Origin of the sequence: Paenarthrobacter sp. NPDC089675, from assembly GCF_044749185.1 — a bacterium.
Classification (GTDB): domain Bacteria; phylum Actinomycetota; class Actinomycetes; order Actinomycetales; family Micrococcaceae; genus Arthrobacter.
In genome coordinates this window covers 378,951-396,111 of sequence record NZ_JBIVHM010000003.1, presented here as the reverse complement: position 1 = coordinate 396,111, position 17,161 = coordinate 378,951, and the positions used below count along the sequence as shown (strand labels likewise).

Annotated in this window: 17 protein-coding genes; 10 read left to right on the top strand and 7 right to left on the bottom strand. The window is 64.0% G+C overall.

The features are described 5' to 3' along the window. The first annotated feature begins 34 nt into the window (after nt 1-34). Together manA and ACIPY2_RS09460 are read left to right on the top strand one after the other, a co-directional pair. Nucleotides 35-1,285, top strand: a complete 1,251-nt coding sequence (manA, locus tag ACIPY2_RS09465) for a mannose-6-phosphate isomerase, class I (protein ID WP_400266112.1) — start codon at nt 35-37, stop codon at nt 1,283-1,285. Nucleotides 1,286-1,288: 3 nt separating this feature from the next. Further along, complete coding sequence (locus ACIPY2_RS09460; RefSeq protein ID WP_400266111.1) at nt 1,289-2,242, top strand: lipid II:glycine glycyltransferase FemX; 954 nt, start codon at nt 1,289-1,291, stop codon at nt 2,240-2,242. A gap of 78 nt (nt 2,243-2,320) precedes the next feature. On the opposite strand, the gene glpX is transcribed toward ACIPY2_RS09460, so the two are convergent. Further along, nucleotides 2,321-3,343 (bottom strand): class II fructose-bisphosphatase, encoded by a 1,023-nt coding sequence (glpX, locus tag ACIPY2_RS09455; protein ID WP_400266110.1) that lies wholly within the window; start codon nt 3,341-3,343, stop codon nt 2,321-2,323. A 200-nt stretch (nt 3,344-3,543) separates the two neighbouring features. Here glpX and ACIPY2_RS09450 point away from each other — a divergent pair, with 200 nt between their 5' ends. From ACIPY2_RS09450 to ACIPY2_RS09430, 5 genes are all read left to right on the top strand, one after another. After that, nucleotides 3,544-4,245: a DUF4245 domain-containing protein gene (locus ACIPY2_RS09450; RefSeq protein WP_400266109.1), complete on the top strand. Its 702-nt coding sequence runs from the start codon at nt 3,544-3,546 to the stop codon at nt 4,243-4,245. Between the two features lie 9 nt (nt 4,246-4,254). Further along, on the top strand, nt 4,255-4,869 hold the full coding sequence (locus ACIPY2_RS09445) for a carbonic anhydrase (protein WP_400266108.1): 615 nt from the start codon (nt 4,255-4,257) through the stop codon (nt 4,867-4,869). An 87-nt stretch (nt 4,870-4,956) separates the two neighbouring features. Further along, nucleotides 4,957-6,384 (top strand): class II fumarate hydratase, encoded by a 1,428-nt coding sequence (locus ACIPY2_RS09440; protein ID WP_400266107.1) that lies wholly within the window; start codon nt 4,957-4,959, stop codon nt 6,382-6,384. 156 nt (nt 6,385-6,540) lie between these two features. Next, on the top strand, nt 6,541-7,209 hold the full coding sequence (locus tag ACIPY2_RS09435; RefSeq protein ID WP_400266106.1) for a TetR/AcrR family transcriptional regulator: 669 nt from the start codon (nt 6,541-6,543) through the stop codon (nt 7,207-7,209). Further along, on the top strand, nt 7,206-8,801 hold the full coding sequence (locus tag ACIPY2_RS09430; RefSeq protein ID WP_400266105.1) for an MDR family MFS transporter: 1,596 nt from the start codon (nt 7,206-7,208) through the stop codon (nt 8,799-8,801). Before ACIPY2_RS09435 ends, ACIPY2_RS09430 begins: the two co-directional genes overlap by 4 nt. A gap of 6 nt (nt 8,802-8,807) precedes the next feature. Here ACIPY2_RS09430 and ACIPY2_RS09425 read toward each other — a convergent pair whose 3' ends face one another. Together ACIPY2_RS09425 and ACIPY2_RS09420 are read right to left on the bottom strand one after the other, a co-directional pair. Beyond that, nucleotides 8,808-9,281 carry an NUDIX hydrolase gene (locus ACIPY2_RS09425; RefSeq protein ID WP_400266104.1) on the bottom strand — a complete coding sequence of 158 codons (474 nt, stop codon included), beginning with the start codon at nt 9,279-9,281 and terminating at the stop codon, nt 8,808-8,810. A gap of 19 nt (nt 9,282-9,300) precedes the next feature. Next, the gene (locus ACIPY2_RS09420; protein WP_400266103.1) at nt 9,301-9,846 is read right to left on the bottom strand and encodes a prepilin peptidase; all 546 of its coding nucleotides are present in this window, start codon (nt 9,844-9,846) and stop codon (nt 9,301-9,303) included. Nucleotides 9,847-9,907: 61 nt separating this feature from the next. Between ACIPY2_RS09420 and ACIPY2_RS09415 the strand changes: the two genes are divergently transcribed. Together ACIPY2_RS09415 and ACIPY2_RS09410 are read left to right on the top strand one after the other, a co-directional pair. Next, nucleotides 9,908-10,714 carry a hypothetical protein gene (locus ACIPY2_RS09415; protein ID WP_400266102.1) on the top strand — a complete coding sequence of 269 codons (807 nt, stop codon included), beginning with the start codon at nt 9,908-9,910 and terminating at the stop codon, nt 10,712-10,714. Between the two features lie 53 nt (nt 10,715-10,767). After that, nucleotides 10,768-11,412 carry a GNAT family N-acetyltransferase gene (locus tag ACIPY2_RS09410; protein ID WP_400266101.1) on the top strand — a complete coding sequence of 215 codons (645 nt, stop codon included), beginning with the start codon at nt 10,768-10,770 and terminating at the stop codon, nt 11,410-11,412. 56 nt (nt 11,413-11,468) lie between these two features. Here ACIPY2_RS09410 and ACIPY2_RS09405 read toward each other — a convergent pair whose 3' ends face one another. Both ACIPY2_RS09405 and ACIPY2_RS09400 read right to left on the bottom strand, forming a co-directional pair. Next, nucleotides 11,469-12,863, bottom strand: coding sequence for a PhoH family protein (locus tag ACIPY2_RS09405; RefSeq protein WP_400266100.1), 1,395 nt, complete (start codon nt 12,861-12,863; stop codon nt 11,469-11,471). 247 nt (nt 12,864-13,110) lie between these two features. After that, nucleotides 13,111-13,872, bottom strand: coding sequence for an isoprenyl transferase (locus ACIPY2_RS09400; protein ID WP_400266225.1), 762 nt, complete (start codon nt 13,870-13,872; stop codon nt 13,111-13,113). A gap of 151 nt (nt 13,873-14,023) precedes the next feature. Here ACIPY2_RS09400 and ACIPY2_RS09395 point away from each other — a divergent pair, with 151 nt between their 5' ends. Further along, complete coding sequence (locus ACIPY2_RS09395) at nt 14,024-14,665, top strand: hemolysin III family protein (RefSeq protein WP_400266099.1); 642 nt, start codon at nt 14,024-14,026, stop codon at nt 14,663-14,665. Between the two features lie 51 nt (nt 14,666-14,716). Here the strand turns inward: ACIPY2_RS09395 and ACIPY2_RS09390 are convergent, their stop codons facing one another. Together ACIPY2_RS09390 and ACIPY2_RS09385 are read right to left on the bottom strand one after the other, a co-directional pair. Continuing rightward, nucleotides 14,717-16,876 (bottom strand): thioredoxin domain-containing protein, encoded by a 2,160-nt coding sequence (locus tag ACIPY2_RS09390; protein ID WP_400266098.1) that lies wholly within the window; start codon nt 16,874-16,876, stop codon nt 14,717-14,719. Then, complete coding sequence (locus ACIPY2_RS09385) at nt 16,854-17,135, bottom strand: hypothetical protein (protein WP_400266097.1); 282 nt, start codon at nt 17,133-17,135, stop codon at nt 16,854-16,856. The genes ACIPY2_RS09390 and ACIPY2_RS09385 overlap by 23 nt, the downstream gene beginning before the upstream one ends. Nucleotides 17,136-17,161 lie beyond the last annotated feature (26 nt).

The window sequence follows — 17,161 nt, the reverse complement described above, 5'->3', positions numbered from 1 at the left end:
AAATTTCAGCGCGACGATTAAAGGACTTTCCTTCGTGTACCAGATTGAAAATGTTTTGCGGCCCTATGCGTGGGGATCGACGACGGCGATCGCGGAGTTGTTGGGGCGGCCGGCTTCGGGCGGTCCGGAGGCGGAGTTGTGGATCGGGGCCCACCCGGACTCTCCTTCCACCGCGTTCCATCCCAACGGGGTGACCCAGTCCCTGGATGAGCTCATCGCTTCGAACCCCTTGCACCATCTGGGTGCGGCAAGCCTTGAAGAGTTCGGGCCACGCCTGCCGTTCCTGACCAAACTCCTCGCCGCGGAACAGCCGTTGTCGCTGCAGGTCCACCCCAGCCTGGAACAGGCACGTGACGGCTACGCCCGCGAGAACGCGGCGGGGATGGCGGCCGGTTCAGCCGAACGGAACTACAAGGACGACAACCACAAGCCGGAAATGATCTTCGCCCTGACGCCGTTCCGGGCGCTGTGCGGTTTCCGGCCCGCGGCTGTTTCGCGGAGCATCTTTGAGCACCTGGCCTCCGTGCTGGACTCAGCCGCCAGGAACGTGCCCGCGATCATCACCGGCGTAATCCAGGACCTTGGCCAGGACGACGAAGCGTCTGCGCTGAGGGCTGCGTTCACTCGCTTGATCGAGGGCGGCGACGAGGTATCCGCAGCCGTGGCTGACGTTGAGTCGGTCCTGCGCTCGGGGGCTCCCCGGGAGCCGCACGACGAAGCCCTGACCGCCATGTTGGGCATCAATGATGCGTTCCCCGGGGACCCTGGCGTGCTCATTTCGCTGCTGCTGAACCACCTTTCCCTTCAACCCGGCGAAGCGGTGTACCTCCCGGCCGGGAACATCCACGCCTACCTCCACGGCCTCGGCGTAGAGGTCATGGCCGCCTCGGACAACGTCCTGCGCGGCGGACTGACGCCCAAGCACGTGGACGTCCCCGAGTTGCTCAAAACGGTCCGTTTCGAATCCCTCGGAGTGCCCCGCGTCCTGGCCGAAAGCACCGGCCTGGGCCAGGAGCTGTACCGCCCGCCTTTCAAGGAGTTCCAGCTCCAGCGCATCGAGCTCGGACCCGACGCATCGCCGGTTCCACTGGCGCAATCCGGGCCCGCCGTCGTCGTGGTAGTGGCCGGTTCAGTGGTACTGGACTCGCCCAAGAGCGATCTGCGCCTCACCCGCGGCGGCACCGCATTCATCCCGGAAGTCGAAGCCCCCGTCAACGTCCACCCCGTCCAAGGAGCCAGCGGAACCAGCGTGGCCTTCGCCGTGACCACCGGATTGGGGAACTGAACCGTGGACTACTTCCTCCAAACGCCCGCCTGGGCCGCCGTGCAGCGCTCCCTCGGCCGGCGGGTCCACGAGCAGTCGGGACCTGGCTGGAGCTTCCTTGCCATTGAGGAAAAGAACCCGGCAGGCAAGGTCATCTACGCTCCCTACGGCCCCGTGGCCGAATCAGTGGAAGCGTTCGACGCCGCCACAGCTGCCTTGGTGGCGCTGGCCAGGAAGGAGCATGCGGTCTTCGTCCGCATGGAGCCGGTTTCGGCCGGGTTCACAGCGTCCGACGCCGGTCCCCTCCTACGTGCGCGCGGCCTGCGCCCGGCACCTGCCAACCAGCAGCCGGAGCTGAGCTGGATCGTGGATCTTGAAGGTGATTTCAAGGACGTCCTGGCGGGCATGAAGCCCACCAACAGGAACCTGTACCGGAACATCCACAAGAAGGGCGTGACGTTCCGGGCCTCACAGGACCCCAGCGATATTTCGATCCTGCTGCACTTCCTGCACCTGACTGCGGCGCGGAACGGATTCAAGCCGCAGAGCGACGACTACCTGGCCACGGTGGCGGAGTCATTGCTGCCCTCCGGTGCCGGCACGCTCTTCATCGCCGAGCTTGAAGGTGAACCAATAGCGGCAGCCTTCGCCTACGATTCGGCCGATACCAGGGTGTACGCGCACGCCGCCCTCGATGACACCCACCGGAAGCTGAGCGCCGGCATTCCCCTGCTGGTCAACCTCATGGCCGACGCCCAGGAGAAGGGGCTCAAGCATGTGGATCTGTGGGGCGTGGCACCGGAGGACCAACCTGATCACAAGTGGGCCGGCTTCACGGCGTTCAAGAAGTCGTTTGGCGGCCGCGAGGTCTCCTACCCGGGAACCTGGGACCTCCCGGTCAACAAAATCCGCTACGGCGCCTACCAGTTGGCCCGCAAGCTGCGGGACAAACTGCGCCAGGCAAACCGCGCTAAATAGACTGCGCCGGACCAATCGGGGCCGGAACAACGAAAGGACGGCAGGCCAAGCCTGCCGTCCTTTCGTTTGTTGGTGGGACTACGCCTTGCGCGCGTATGTCTCCCACTTGGATGCGTGGTGCTCAGCATCGACGAAGCGAACGGTGCCCGACTTGGAACGCATCACGATTGACTGCGTGAGCACGCGGTCCTTCTGGTAGCGCACGCCGCGGAGGAGGTCGCCGTCGGTGATACCGGTAGCTGCGAAGTAGCAGTTGTCCGAAGTGACCAGATCGTTGGTGGAGAGAACGCGGTCCAGGTCGTGTCCGGCGTCGATGGCCTTCTGCTTCTCCTCGTCGGAGGTCGGCCAGAGGCGGCCCTGGATCACGCCGCCGAGGGACTTGATGGCACAGGCAGCAACAATGCCTTCCGGCGTGCCGCCGATGCCCATGAGTGCGTCGACGCCGGTGCCCGAGCGCGCAGCCGCGATGGCACCTGCCACGTCGCCGTCCATGATGAACTTGGTGCGTGCACCGGCTTCCCGGATCTCTTCGACCAGCGGGCGGTGGCGGTCGCGGTCCAGGATCATGACGTTGAGCTGGTTGACCTTGACGCCCTTGGCCTTGGCAATGAGGTGCAGGTTCTGCTTGACCGGGAGGCGGAGGTCGACCATGTCGGCAGCTTCCGGGCCCGTTACGAGCTTCTCCATGTAGAACACTGCGGAAGGGTCGAACATGGAGCCGCGTTCCGCAACGGCCAGGACGGCGAGGGCGTTGTTGATGCCAAGGGCCGTCAGGCGGGTTCCGTCGATGGGGTCCACAGCCACATCGCACTCGGGACCGGTGCCATCGCCAACCTGTTCGCCGTTGAACAGCATGGGGGCCTCGTCCTTTTCGCCTTCGCCGATCACTACGACGCCGTTGAAGTGGACTGTGTGGAGGAATGAACGCATGGCGTCGACGGCGGCACCGTCTGCCTTGTTCTTGTCGCCGAAACCAACCCAGTGGCCACCGGCGATCGCCGCGGCTTCGGTGACGCGGACGAGCTCCAGAGCGAGGTTACGGTCAGGCTCGTCGGTGCCGACAGCGAGCGACGGCGAAATCGTGGAATACTGCTGGGTCATTGGTGCAGGAGACACTTGAACCTCTTCTTCGAGTGACGATTCACGGGACCGGACACGGTTGCACGAGGCTCCCTTGGGTCCCTCTACCAACGATCATAGTCGCCGGAGCAGCGCCGGGTCGCTGGATGACCACCGCCCGAAATACGGCCGGTGAGGATTCCGGTTGTGTGTTCGCAGCAGCGATAAGGGACTATGGAAGGGTGAGTGAAACGCAGGACAAGCCCGCGGCCGGCAATGACCGGAATGCCGCGGAAGACAACCCCACCAGCGCCCCCGAGGCCCCTTTCAAGCCCGTGATTCCGGCGAAAGCCGCCAAGCGCGCCAACGCTTCGGTGATCGGCATGATCATTGCCTTGGTGCTGTGCGTCCTCGCATTCCTCCCCGTGGTCCTCATGAACCCGGCTCCCAAGGGCGAGAACTTCCGTCCGCCCGTGGACGTCGCCGGCATCGCCAGGAACGCCACGGATGTGGCGGGATTCACACCGGTCACCCCTGATACGGGCGACACATTCAAGCCGAACTACGCCCGCTGGGAAACCGGTACCGACACCGGCGTCCCCACCTGGGAAGTGGGCTACCTGACACCCAAGGAAGCCTTCATCGGCCTGATCCAGACAAAGCAGGCCAATCCCACCTGGATCCTGCAGCAGACGGGCAACCTCCCCGTCACCGGCACCCGCAGCGCCGGTGGCCAGGATTGGGAACTGCGTGACTCCGGCAAGGACAAGCGCAGCATGACCCTCCAGTACAAGGGCACCACGATCATCTTGAGCGGCACCGCAAGCATCGACGAGTTCGCAACCTTGGCCGCCGCCGTCGTCAAGTCCGCGGACCAGGCGCCGGCTGCAGCTTCTCCACAACCGGGCGCAACACTTTCGCGGCAGGCAACACCTTCCCCGTAAGGTAATAAGGTGCCTACTAAATTGACTCCAGCCCTGGCCTGGCAACGCCTCCGCGAGGGCAACGAACGCTTTGTTTCCGGTGAATCACGTCATCCCAACCAGGATGCGTCCCGCCGCTCCTCGCTCCTCGAGGGCCAGAATCCTTTCGCGGTCATCTTCGGCTGTGCGGACTCCCGGCTCGCGGCAGAGATCATTTTCGACCTCGGCCTTGGCGACGCCTTTGTGGTGCGCACGGCCGGACAGGTGATTGACGACGCCGTCCTGGGTTCGCTCGAGTACAGCATCAGCGAACTCAAGGTTCCCCTGATCGCCATCCTCGGCCACGACAGCTGCGGTGCCGTGACAGCCACCAAGGGCGCAGTGGAAACCGGAGAAATGCCCCCGGGCTTCATCCGCGACCTCGTCGAACGCATCACCCCCTCCGTACTCACCGCCAAGCGCAACGGCCAGGAGGACGTCAACGACATGGTGGTGGAGCACGTCAAGCAGACGGCCGAGCGCCTCGCGGACAGTTCGCGTGTGATTTCCGACGCCATTGAGGAGGGCCGCGTCGCCGTGATCGGCCTCTCCTACAAACTCGGGGAGGGCCAGGCGGCCCTTGTTTCCGCCATCGGCGAGCTGTAGCAAGCCGTGCCCCGGCCAGCCGGCCGGGGCACGTAGCACAGCCTTCCGGGTTTTCGGTGGAGCCCGCAATCGCCATAAGCTAGCCCCATGACTTCCACCACTGAGTTCCGTATTGAACATGACACGATGGGCGAAGTTCGCGTCCCCGTGAACGCCCTGTACCGCGCCCAGACGCAGCGTGCTGTGGAGAACTTCCCGATCTCCGGCAAGACGCTGGAGCGCACGCACATCGAAGCCCTGGCCCGCGTCAAGAAGGCCGCTGCCCTGGCGAACGCCGAACTGGGGGTGCTCGATGGTGAGCTCGCCGAGGCCATCGCCGCGGCCGCCGATGAGGTTGCCACCGGCAAGTACGACGGCGACTTCCCGATCGACGTCTTCCAGACGGGTTCGGGTACGTCCTCCAACATGAACACCAACGAGGTCATCGCCGAGTTGGCGTCCCGCGCCCTCTCCGCTTCCGGCAGCGACAAGGTGGTCCACCCCAACGACCACGTCAATGCTTCGCAGTCCTCCAACGACGTCTTCCCGACGTCCGTCCACGTTGCCGCCACCTCGGCCCTGATCAACGACCTGATCCCGGCCCTCGAGTACCTGGCAGCGTCCCTGGACCGCAAGGCCGAGGAGTTCAAGGACGTCGTCAAGTCCGGCCGCACGCACCTTATGGATGCAACGCCCGTCACGCTTGGCCAGGAATTCGGCGGCTACGCAGCACAGGTCCGCTACGGTATTGAGCGCATCAACGCAGCACTCCCCCGCGTTGCCGAAGTTCCCCTTGGTGGCACCGCCGTCGGTACCGGTATCAACACCCCTGCCGGCTTCCCGGAACGCGTCATCGAGCTCCTCGCAGCCGACACCGGCCTGCCGCTGACCGAAGCTCGCGACCACTTCGAGGCACAGGCTAACCGCGACGGCCTCATCGAAGGTTCCAGCCAGCTGCGCAACATCGCGATTTCCTTCATGAAGATCAACAACGACCTCCGCTGGATGGGTTCAGGCCCCAACACGGGCCTCGGCGAAATCGCCATCCCCGACCTGCAGCCGGGCTCGTCCATCATGCCCGGCAAGGTCAATCCCGTGATTTGTGAAGCCTCCATCATGGTGTGCGCCCAGGTCATCGGGAACGACACCGCGATCGCATGGTCCGGAACCAACGGTGCTTTCGAGCTCAACGTCGGCATCCCGGTCATGGCCGCCAACCTCCTCGAGTCCATCCGCCTCCTGGCCAACACCAGCCGCGTCATGGCCGACAAGATGATCGACGGCATCACTGCCAACGTCGAGCGTGCCCGCTTCCTGGCCGAGGCTTCCCCGTCCATCGTGACGCCGCTGAACAAGTACATCGGCTACGAGAACGCTGCCAAGATCGCCAAGATCGCCGTCAAGGAAGGCCTGACCATCCGCCAGGCTACCGAGAAGCTCGGCTTCGTCGGTGAGGGCGAAGGCAAGGTTTCCGAGGCAGACCTCGACAAGGCACTCGACGTCACCACCATGACGTCCCCGGCCCACAAGGCTTAGGCGCAGCACCCCTTAAGTACGACGACGGCCGGTACCTTCCGCACGGAAGGTACCGGCCGTCGTCGTACCTGCGCCTGCCTGTTTGCGAACCGGTGCGGTGAATGGCATCTCACCACTCTTTTGCACTATGAGGCCTTAAGTGCAAAACTTTACTCTGTGGCAAATAGTGCAATTAACGACGGCGGGCTTCGCGAGCGCAAACGCGCCGCCACCCGCCTTTCCATTACCGAGGTGGCGCGTACCCTCACCGCCGAGCGGGGCCTGAACGGTTACACCGTGGAAGAAGTGTGCGAAGGCGCGGGAATCTCCCGCCGCACGTTCTTCAATTACTTCCACTCGAAGGAAGATGCCGTGATCGGCGCGTTCTCGGACGAGCTGCCGCAGGATGCGCTGGATGAGTTCAACAAGGAAACAGCACCCGTCTCCGGCAGCATTTCCGGCACGCTGCTTGGAGCACTGCGCGCGCTGACGCTGGACATCGTTGGGCGCTCGACCATCAGCCGGACCGAAGTACATCAGCTCATCGCCGCCATCAAAGCCGAGCCGCAGCTCCTGGGCAGGATGACACTGGAGGGCGAAGCGAAGGAGCGGCAGTTCACCGAGCTGATCGCCGCAAGGGAAGGCCTCTCCCCCGAGCATCCCGAAATCATGATGGCAGCTGTCGTCTTCGGTGCCGTCAGCAGGAAAACAGCCCAGCAGTTCTTCTCGCACGACAATTCCCGGCCCTACCGCGAACTCCTGGACCAGAACCTTGCGGCAGCCCGGAAGCTTTTTTCGCAACCGCTGGACACCACCCCCGCAGAAAACCAGAAGGATCCCGCATGACTACACCCTCGAAGGCAGCCGAGCCACTGTTGTTGACCCAGAAGCGAATCTGGATCATTTTCTCGGCACTGATCGCCGGCATGCTGCTGTCCAGCCTCGACCAAACCATCGTTTCCACGGCCATGCCCACTATTGTGGGAAAGCTCGGCGGCGTGGAACACCAGGCCTGGATCACCACGGCCTACCTCCTGGCCACCACCATCGTCATGCCGATCTACGGCAAGTTCGGCGACATCCTTGGCCGACGCAACCTGTTCCTGGTGGCCATCGCGCTCTTCACCCTCGCTTCGGTGGGATGTGCCTTTGCCACCGAATTCTGGGGCTTCGTCATCTTCCGGGCCATCCAAGGCCTGGGTGGCGGCGGCCTCATGATCCTTTCGCAGGCCATCATTGCGGACATTGTTCCCGCCAAGGAGCGCGGAAAGTACATGGGACCACTGGGGGCCATCTTCGGCCTTTCCGCTGTGGCAGGGCCGCTTCTCGGTGGCTTCTTTGTTGACCACCTGACCTGGGAATGGGCTTTCTACATCAACATCCCCATTGGCATCGCCGCCTTCATCACGGCGTGGTTCACCCTGACCCTGCCGAACAAGAAGGCCGAAAAGAAGATCGACATCCCGGGCGTCATCTTCCTCTCCGCAGCCACCACCTGCCTGATCTTCTTCACGGACTTCGGGGGCAAGAAAGAAGAGGGTTGGGATTCTCCCCTTACGTGGGCCTTTGGTGCGGGCATGGTCCTTGCCGCGTTTGCTTTCGTCATGGCCGAACGCCGGGCGGAAGATCCGATCATTCCGCTGAGCCTGTTCCGCAACCCCATCTTCATCAACGCCACGGCTATCGGCTTCACCCTGGGCCTGGGCATGTTTGCCGCAATCGCGTTCGTCCCGACGTTCCTGCAGATGTCCTCCGGCACCTCCGCAGCCGAGTCAGGCTTGCTGATGCTCCCGATGATGGTTGGCTTGATGGGCACCTCCATCTTCTCCGGTATCCGCATTTCCAAAACGGGCAAGTACAAGCTGTACCCGATCATGGGCGCCGCCCTGACCATCGTGGCAATGCTCTGGCTGACCACACTGACCGCGGAGACCCCGATCTGGATGATCTGCGTCCAACTGTTCATTTTCGGTGCGGGCCTGGGCCTGATCATGCAGGTGATTGTCCTGGTGGTGCAGAACTCCGTTCCGGCGGACCAGATCGGTACGGCCACGAGCACCAACAATTATTTCCGCGAGGTCGGCGCCTCCCTGGGTGTGGCCGTCTTCGGGTCCATCTTCACCAACCGCTTGGCAGAGTCCCTGACCAAGGCCTTCACCGGGGCCGGGGCGTCGTCCGAACAAGCGTCGCAGTCCACGAGCACCCTGGATCCGCAAGCCCTTGCCCAGCTGCCGGAGCAGTTGCGCGACGCGATCGTCAACGCCTATGCAGACTCCCTGGCTCCCGTGTTCTGGTACCTGGTTCCCTTCATCGCCGTCGCCTTGGTCCTGGCCATCACGCTTAAGCAGATTCCGCTCTCCGATACAGCCGGCATGGTTGCCCGGGGCGAGGCGATCGGTGGTGCCGAAGCCGAAGAACTGGAAGCAGCCCGGAGCTGACTGCCGCTACTCCGCTTGGAATGCCACGGGGCCTTCGGGCTCCGTGGCGAGCCTTATTGCCTGCAGGTGTCCGTGGCTCATGTCCGGAAGGTCGTCGAGGTCGAACCACTGGACATCCATGGACTCGTCGTCGTTCACCCGGGCGTCGCCTGAGATGTATTTGCAGCGGAAGGTGATGTCCAGGAAGTCGCAGACGTCGCCGTTGGCGAAGGTCACCGGCCCAACCACCCCGACGCCGATAATCCTCTCGGCTTCGGCCACCACAGCCGTTTCCTCGAAGATTTCGCGCACAAGCCCGGGGGCCGGGTGCTCGCCCGGATCCAGGATCCCCGTGATGGGAGTCCAGTGGCCGTTGTCAGAACGCTGGCACAGAAGAACCCTGCCATCATCATCAAAAACGATCCCGCGGACTGCCGGCAGCCACAGAGGATCGTTCCCGATCTTTTCCCGAAGTTTCAGCACAAAATCAGGTGCACCCATGGGGCCCAGCTTACGGATCTCAGGCCGGCAGAACCACCATGGCGGCCGCCGCTCCGGCCAGCATGAACGGGCCGAAGGGAATCGCGGACGCCAGTCCTCCGCGCCGCGTCGCCAAGACCACCAGCCCCCAAAGCCCGCCCAGCAGGAACGCGGCGAACGTCCCGGCAAACACGTGGCCCCACCCGAGGTAGCCGAGGTACAAGCCAAGTACTCCGGCCAGCTTCACGTCGCCAAAGCCCATGCCCGGCGGGTACACCAGCCTGAGCACGAAATAGAAAAGCCAGAGCGCCGCTGCTCCGGCGATAGCCCCCAGTCCCGGAACGCCCAGCCAGGCGGCATCATGGGCGGGACTTGTGCTGTTCGACCAACTCACCAGGGCAGCGGCCACGAGCAGCGCACCTGCCACCGCATATGAAGGAAAAACGATCCGGTTCGGCAGGAGGTGGCTGCGGATATCGATCACCGTGAGCCGTGCTGCCATGACCAGAAAATACAGGCATGCCAGCAGCACAAGCCAGTAGGCCGCAGTGCTGGTTTCCCAGAGCGCGCTGAGTCGTCGGATCACCCTCGGATGCTACCCCGGATTACCCCTGAGACCTGATTGATCCTCTGGCTAAACTGTGGATATGGGTCGCTACAGTGCTGAATTACCCGGGTTCCGTTCGGGGTCCGGGCCTTCCGGCGGCCGGACCGGGCAGCCGGCCGACCTGTCCTCCACATTCCGGAACCTATGCCGCTCGTCTCCCTGGAAATGGATGAGCCTTCGCTTCGAGTACCTGGAACGACCGGGCACCGGCGCCAACATTGTGCGGGCCTGGCTGAGGAGGCCCGGGGCGCTCCGCCTGGAGACTCCGGACGGCCAACTCCTGTACAGCACCACGGGTATCAACGACTCCCGTGACGGGTTCTATGTCAGCGCCACACGGCGGTCCTGGCTGCTCCCCCCGAATTTGGTGACTCCCGTTTATGACGACGCCGGTTTGGTGCGTCGCCGTCCGGAGGCCGCCTACGGTGAACCCTCTTTTGGCAACGGACGCCTCGCCGCTGCGCTGGATCCGGTGGAACTGGCCGGCAACGCCCCGGTCCCCCTCGAGTTCCCGGACACCAATCCGGTTTCCTTCGATCAACCCCGGGAGGTGGACCACGAGGGCCGACCCGCCTTGGAGGCCGTGGTAACCCGGGGCCGGACCTACAAACCCGCTGACGCAACAGCCCCCTTGGCCCATCCCGGCAGGACCCTCATCAGGGTGGACACGGGGACCGGGGTTTGCGTGGCAAGCCAGTCGCTGGACGGTGATTCCTCCGGAGTGGGTCACTGGCTCAAGATTTTGGCAGTGGATGAGTACATGCTCGATGACCTGTTCCTGGCCGAGTCAATGAACCTGACCGATGTCCGCCGCCATATCTCGTGGGACATCGGTCCTGCCGCGTAACCCGCAGCCCCGTGTGACTCTGCCACTGAGCCGAAGCTCGCTAGACTACGGCGATGACCTCGCTGGCAGACATCTGGCCCCCGTTCGCATTTACGCTCACCACGCCGCGGCTCACCTTGCGTCCGATTCTCGACGCCGACATCCCCGCTGCCGTCTCGGCGGCGCGCTCCGGGATCCACGAACCCGGCAAGAGCCCGTTCAGCACGCCCTGGGCCGAACTTCCGGACGATGAACTGGCCCCCAATATGGCCCGGTGGTACTGGCGCTGCCGGGCAGGGTTCTCCCGCGAGGATTGGACGCTCCTGATGGGTGTCTGGCAGGACGATGAGTTCCTGGGCGTCCAGGACCTGGGCGCCAGGAACTTCGCCGTCCTGAGGACCGTCAACACCGGTTCATGGCTTAAGAAAGCCGCGCAGGGCCGTGGGGTCGGCAAGGAGATGCGTGCCGCCGTCGTGTGCTACGCCTTCGACTACCTGCAGGCGGAAGTGGCTGAGTCCGAGGCCGCCGCGTGGAACCGGCAATCCCTCGGCGTCTCCCTGGGCCTCGGTTACGAACCCAATGGCCTGGCCCGCCACACCTGGGGCACCAAAGTGGAAGAAGTGCAGAAAGTCCGCCTCACCCCGGAATCCTTCAAACGCCCGGACTGGACCCTCCACGTCCAAGGGCACGAAGGGCTGAAATCCTACCTGGGGCTTTGAACGGCGAAGGGCCGTGGCCCGGGCGAACCCGGCCACGGCCCTCCGTGGAACCCCGGCTAGATTTCCGCCCCTTCGAGCAACTCGGTCACCAGGGCCGCAATCGGCGACCTCTCGGAGCGGGTCAGCGTGATGTGACCGAACAACGGGTGTCCTTTAAGGGTTTCCACGACGGCAGCTACGCCGTCGTGCCGCCCCACCCGAAGGTTGTCGCGCTGGGCGACATCGTGGGTAAGGACGATCTTTGAGTTTTGCCCGATGCGGCTCATGACCGTCAGGAGCACGTTTTTCTCAAGGGACTGTGCCTCGTCCACGATCACGAACGCGTCGTGCAGGGAGCGGCCCCGGATGTGGGTGAGCGGCAGGACCTCGAGCATGCCGCGGTCCATCACCTCTTCCACCACTTCCTGGCTGACCAGGGCACCCAGGGTGTCGAACACCGCCTGCGCCCAGGGATTCATCTTTTCGGACTCGGAACCGGGCAGGTAGCCGAGTTCCTGGCCGCCCACGGCGTAGAGGGGGCGGAAGACAACCACTTTGCGGTGTTCACGGCGTTCCAGGACGGCTTCCAGCCCCGCACAGAGGGCCAGCGCCGACTTACCCGTTCCTGCGCGTCCACCGATGGAGACGATGCCCACTGAAGGATCCATGAGGAGGTCGATGGCCAGGCGCTGCTCAGCGGACCGCCCGTGAAGGCCGAAGACGTCGCGGTCGCCCTTGACGAGGCGGACCTGCTTGTCCGAGCCCACCCGACCCAACGCCGAACCCCGGTTGGAAAGCAGGACGAGTCCTGTATTGACGGGCAGTTCGGCCGCCGCCGGAATAAAGACCGGCTCGTGGCCGTAGAGCGTGGAAATTTCCTGTTCACTGGCTTCGACCTCGGCCATCCCTGTCCAGCCGGAGTCCTTGACCAGTTCGTTGCGGTATTCGTCGGCGTGCAGTCCCATGGCCGAGGCTTTGACGCGCATCGGGAGGTCTTTGGAGACCACCGTGACGTTATGCCCCTCATTGGCCAGGTTCTTGGCAACGGCCAGGATTCTGCTGTCATTGTCGGCACCGCGGAAGCCTGCTGGAAGTACATCGGGAGAGATGTGGTTCAGTTCCACGCGGAGCATGCCGCCGTCGGTACCCAGGGGGATGGAATGGTCAAGGCTGCCGTGTTCTATCCGCAGGTCGTCCAGGAGCCTCAACGCCTTGCGGGCAAAATAGCCCAATTCCGGATCGTGGCGTTTACCCTCGAGTTCGCTGATGACCACGATCGGAACAATGACCTCGTGCTCGGCGAAGCGCAACAACGCGTGCGGGTCCGAAAGCAATACGGAGGTGTCTATGACGTAGCTGCGGCCTGTGGGCGCCGTAACTTTCTTTGTTCCTTTGGTGGCGCGCTTTGTGCGAGAGGTAGCTGCACTTTCCCCGTCGGAAACCATTGCGGGCAGTTGCTCTGAAATAGCCACATCGACTCCAGCCCCGGGCGTTCGCCCGGCCTTATGGTGAAGCGGCTCGGCCGGAAGGCCGGGCGTGGCCTCCCCTGTAACTGGTGCGATGATCCGCTCCATATACTGGCCTCCCCGATCAGCGGGCGGTTTTGCCTGCTGATGGGTTTAACGTAATCCGGCTCACAGGCATTTCCGCAATCCCTGACCGGCAAGTCGTGAGTCCGTGAAGTGAATTTCGCGTAAACCGGATATCACACCGGCGGAACTAGGAACCGAACCGTCGCTGGCGGCCGGCAAAGTCGCGGAGGGCGCGGAGGAAGTCCACCTTGCGGAACGCGGGCCACAGCGCCTCGCAAAAGTAGAACTCGCTGTAGGCGCTCTGCCACATCAGGAAGCCGGAGAGCCGTTGTTCACCGGACGTACGGATGACGAGGTCCGGATCGGGCTGGCCCCTGGTGTAAAGGAACCGTGAGATATCGTCCACCGATAGTTCATCTGCGACGTCGGACATGTTACGGCCCTTATCCACGGCGTCATGCAGGAGCTCGCGGACGGCGTCCACGATTTCACGCCGGCCACCATAGCCCACGGCGACGTTGACATGGATCTTCTCGTGGACCGGCGTCCTGGCAGTGAGCTTGTTGAGGCGTTCGGCGAGGTAGTCGGGAAGAATTTCCGGCGCTCCCATAGCGTGGACTGAGATGTCCTCGTTTTCATCCAGCCGGTCCATGGTGTTGGCGATGATTCCCATCAGGAGGTCCAGCTCCTCGCCGGAGCGGCTCATGTTGTCCGTGGACAGCATGTAGAGGGTGACCACCTTGACCCCAAGTTCCTGGCACCAGCCCAGGAATTCATGGATTTTGTCAGCCCCCGCTTGGTGCCCCTCACTGGTAGGGGCGTTGAACTGCCGTGCCCACCGACGGTTGCCGTCCACCATCACGCCGATGTGGCGTGGAATCCTGTCATGGTCGATGGTTTTCAGGAGTTGGCGCTCGTAGAAGCCATAGAGGAAACCGGGCAGCTCCACCGGACTCACCTGACTTCCTTGCTCTACTATCGACGACGCACATCCTAGGCTACCCGCCCCAGCCGGGAGGCTTGTGCAGGAAGTGCCGGGAATCCTCCACTCCTAAAGCTACTCATCGGTAACTTACCGGAACGTAGGTTACTCTTAAGCAATGTCAGAGCAGCTGTCCGTGAAGCCCCTGTGGCGCGGTTGGATCCACGCCGTTGCAACGCCTTTCGCCCTCGCTGCCGGCATCGTGCTGGTCGCACTGGCACCCACGGTGGACCGCAAAATCACGTCCTCCGTCTACGCCCTGACTGGCGTCCTGCTGTTCGGCATCAGCGCCGTCTACCACCGGGGCAACTGGTCGCCCCAGGTCCGCCTGGTCCTCAAGCGGCTGGACCACACCAACATCATGCTGGTCATTGCAGGGAGCTACACACCCCTGGCTTGGTCCCTCCTGGAGCGCTCACAAGCCGTGACGTTGCTGTGGACCATCTGGTCCGCGGCGATCGTCGGCGTGCTCTTCCGGGTCCTGTGGACGCACGCTCCCCGCTGGCTCTACGTGCCGATCTACATTGCACTGGGTTGCGGTGCGCTCGTGTACCTGCCCCAGTTCTTCGCCGCGAACGCCGCCTCAGCGGTGCTCATCTGCGTGGGCGGGGCCCTGTACATTGCGGGGGCCGTCTTCTACGGCATCAAGAAACCCAATTTCAGCGCAACGCACTTCGGATTCCACGAACTCTTCCACGCGTTCACGGTGTTCGCGTTCGCCGCGCACTTCATCGCGATCATGATTGCCGTCCTGAACTAGCACCTGGCACACAGCAACCAACCAGGCCCGGAAAGCGGGGCGGACCGGAAATCAGTCGCCGGAAACCATCGCGGCGAGCCGTGACTCGACGTCGGCCAAAGTCCCCACCGGCCGTTCACACACCATCCCGCGGCAAAGGTACACCTGCGGAGATCCGTCCCGGGCGCCGGAGCGGTGGAGGAGCAAAGGGACCTCGACGGCGGAGGCCGGGGACACGTCGTCGTCCTCCGATTGGAGGGCGACCACCAACCCGGGGGCGGCCGAGTTGAGCAGTGCCCGGTGCAGTTCCTGCCGTTGCGGAGACGCAGGGCCGGCAACCGCCGCCTCCAACGGGCCTGCGAGGGCGGCTTGCGCGGTTGCCAGGAGCCAGCCCGCAACCCGCGGAGCGCGGGATGCGAGGGGAGGCAGCAGTCCAAGGATGTTCGCAGCCATCAAGCGGTGTTCATGGGAACCTGAATAGGCCGAGGAGGTCAGCAGGGCGCCGGCGAAGGCGGAAGCACCGCTTGGAGTGGCGTTGTCGAACGGATCAAGCGAAGCCTTCTGCCCCTGGGCGTTGAACACCTGCGCTGATTCGCCGGCGGAGTCAGCCAGCTGTCCGTCCTTCACGAATCGTGCCGCGGCCGCCTCAATCAGTTCGGTTCCCAGCACATACCAGCGCTTCCGGCCTGTCACCGCGTACAAGGCAAAGGAACCCTCAGCGCAGAATGCGTAGTCCTCCAGGAGTCCGCCTATCCCCCGCGCCGCAGAGTCGTGCGAGACCCTCGTCAGCAGACGATTTGAAGCATTCCAATGAACCCGTTCCAGATAGTCCGCAATCCCTTCTGCAGCCTCCACCAGCTCCGGCCTGTCCAGGATCGCGCCGGCCTCGGCAAGTGCTGCCATGGCAAGTCCGTTCCAGCCCGCCACCACCTTGTCATCGCGGGCCGGCTGTTCCCGCCGGCTTCGCGCTTCCTGGAGGACGGGACGCACCCGCTGCCACAACGACGTCTCGGATCCATCCAGCAAGCGGCCCGGATGAAGGGGCGAGCCCAACGCGGAAACCGTACCTTCAGGGCCAACATTCATGATGCGGCCGACTTCCGCACCGTCCGCCTCACCGAGCACCTCGATCAAGGACTGCGGTGTCCAAAGATACGCCGCTCCCTCATGGTGTACGCCGTCCACCACGGTGTCAGCGTCCAGGGACGAAGCCAATGCTCCGTCCGGGAGGGCAAGCGATGCGAGTAACCAGTCGGCGCACTTCGATGCAACGCCGGCTGCCTCCTGCGCGGAAAAGACAGGGTTGCCGCCCAAACGTACCCAATGCGCATAGACACGCAGGAGCTGGGCATTGTCGTACAACATCTTCTCGAAGTGCGGCACAGACCAGTCCGCCGTGACGGAGTACCGGGCAAATCCGCCGTCGAGCTGGTCGCACAAAGCCGAGCGGGCCATCCCGGCCAAGGCCCGCCCGGCCATGTCGCGGGCGGCGTCAGCCGTATCGGAAGTTACTGCGGCATGCCGGACCAGGAACTCCAGAACGGCCGACGGCGGGAACTTGGGGGCGGTGCCGAAGCCTCCGGCGTCGGGGTCCTCGGAACGGGCCAGGCCCTCAACTGCCTCCGCGAGCAACGCGGGGTCCAGGACCTCCGGCGGCCCGTCCAGCCGCACGGCCGCCGACAGTTGGGCGTTCGCCATATTGGCGGCCAAACCCCGGGCGTTCTGCTCCACGGCTTCGCGCCTGTCCCGCCACGCTTCGTGGACAGCTTCCAGGACGTTGCGGAAGGAAGGCCTACCGGGAAGGGGCACGGGCGGAAAGTACGTCCCGGCGTGGAACACCAGGCCTTCGGGCGTCAGGAAGACGGACATGGGCCAGCCACCCTCGCCGCTGATGGCCTGCGTCGCTGCCATGTAGACCGAATCGACATCCGGGCGTTCTTCACGGTCCACCTTGACCGGCACGAAGCGGGCGTTCAGGTAGTCGGCGGTCGCCTGGTCTTCGAATGACTCGTGAGCCATGACATGGCACCAATGGCACGCCGCGTAGCCAATGGAAAGGAACACGGGAACATCGCGGGCGGCAGCCAGCGCGAACGCCTCATCGCCGAAGGGACGCCAGAAGACCGGGTTGTCCGCGTGCTGCCGTAGATAGGCGGAAGGTTCCGAACCCAGGACGTTGGACGCCCCGGGCCAGTTGCTTTCCGGATGCTCAGCGGTTCCCGGGAGCGGCATTGCCGGTCTCATCCGTGGGAGCATCCGTCGACCCCGAGTCGGCGGCGAGGCGCGCTTCCTCCACCTGCGCCCGGTACCTGACACGGCGGATCCGCCTGACCATGTCCACAATGAGGAAGGTAGTCAGGATGACGATAAAGGCGGTGAGGACGAAGCCCCAGGTACCCGGGGTTACCTGGTCCTCGGACAGGCCGGGCCGCAGGGTGCCGGTCGGGTCTGGCGACGGGCTGACGGTCAGGGCGAGGATCAAGTGGTGCACGTTCAAACCTTCTATGGGAGCTGATG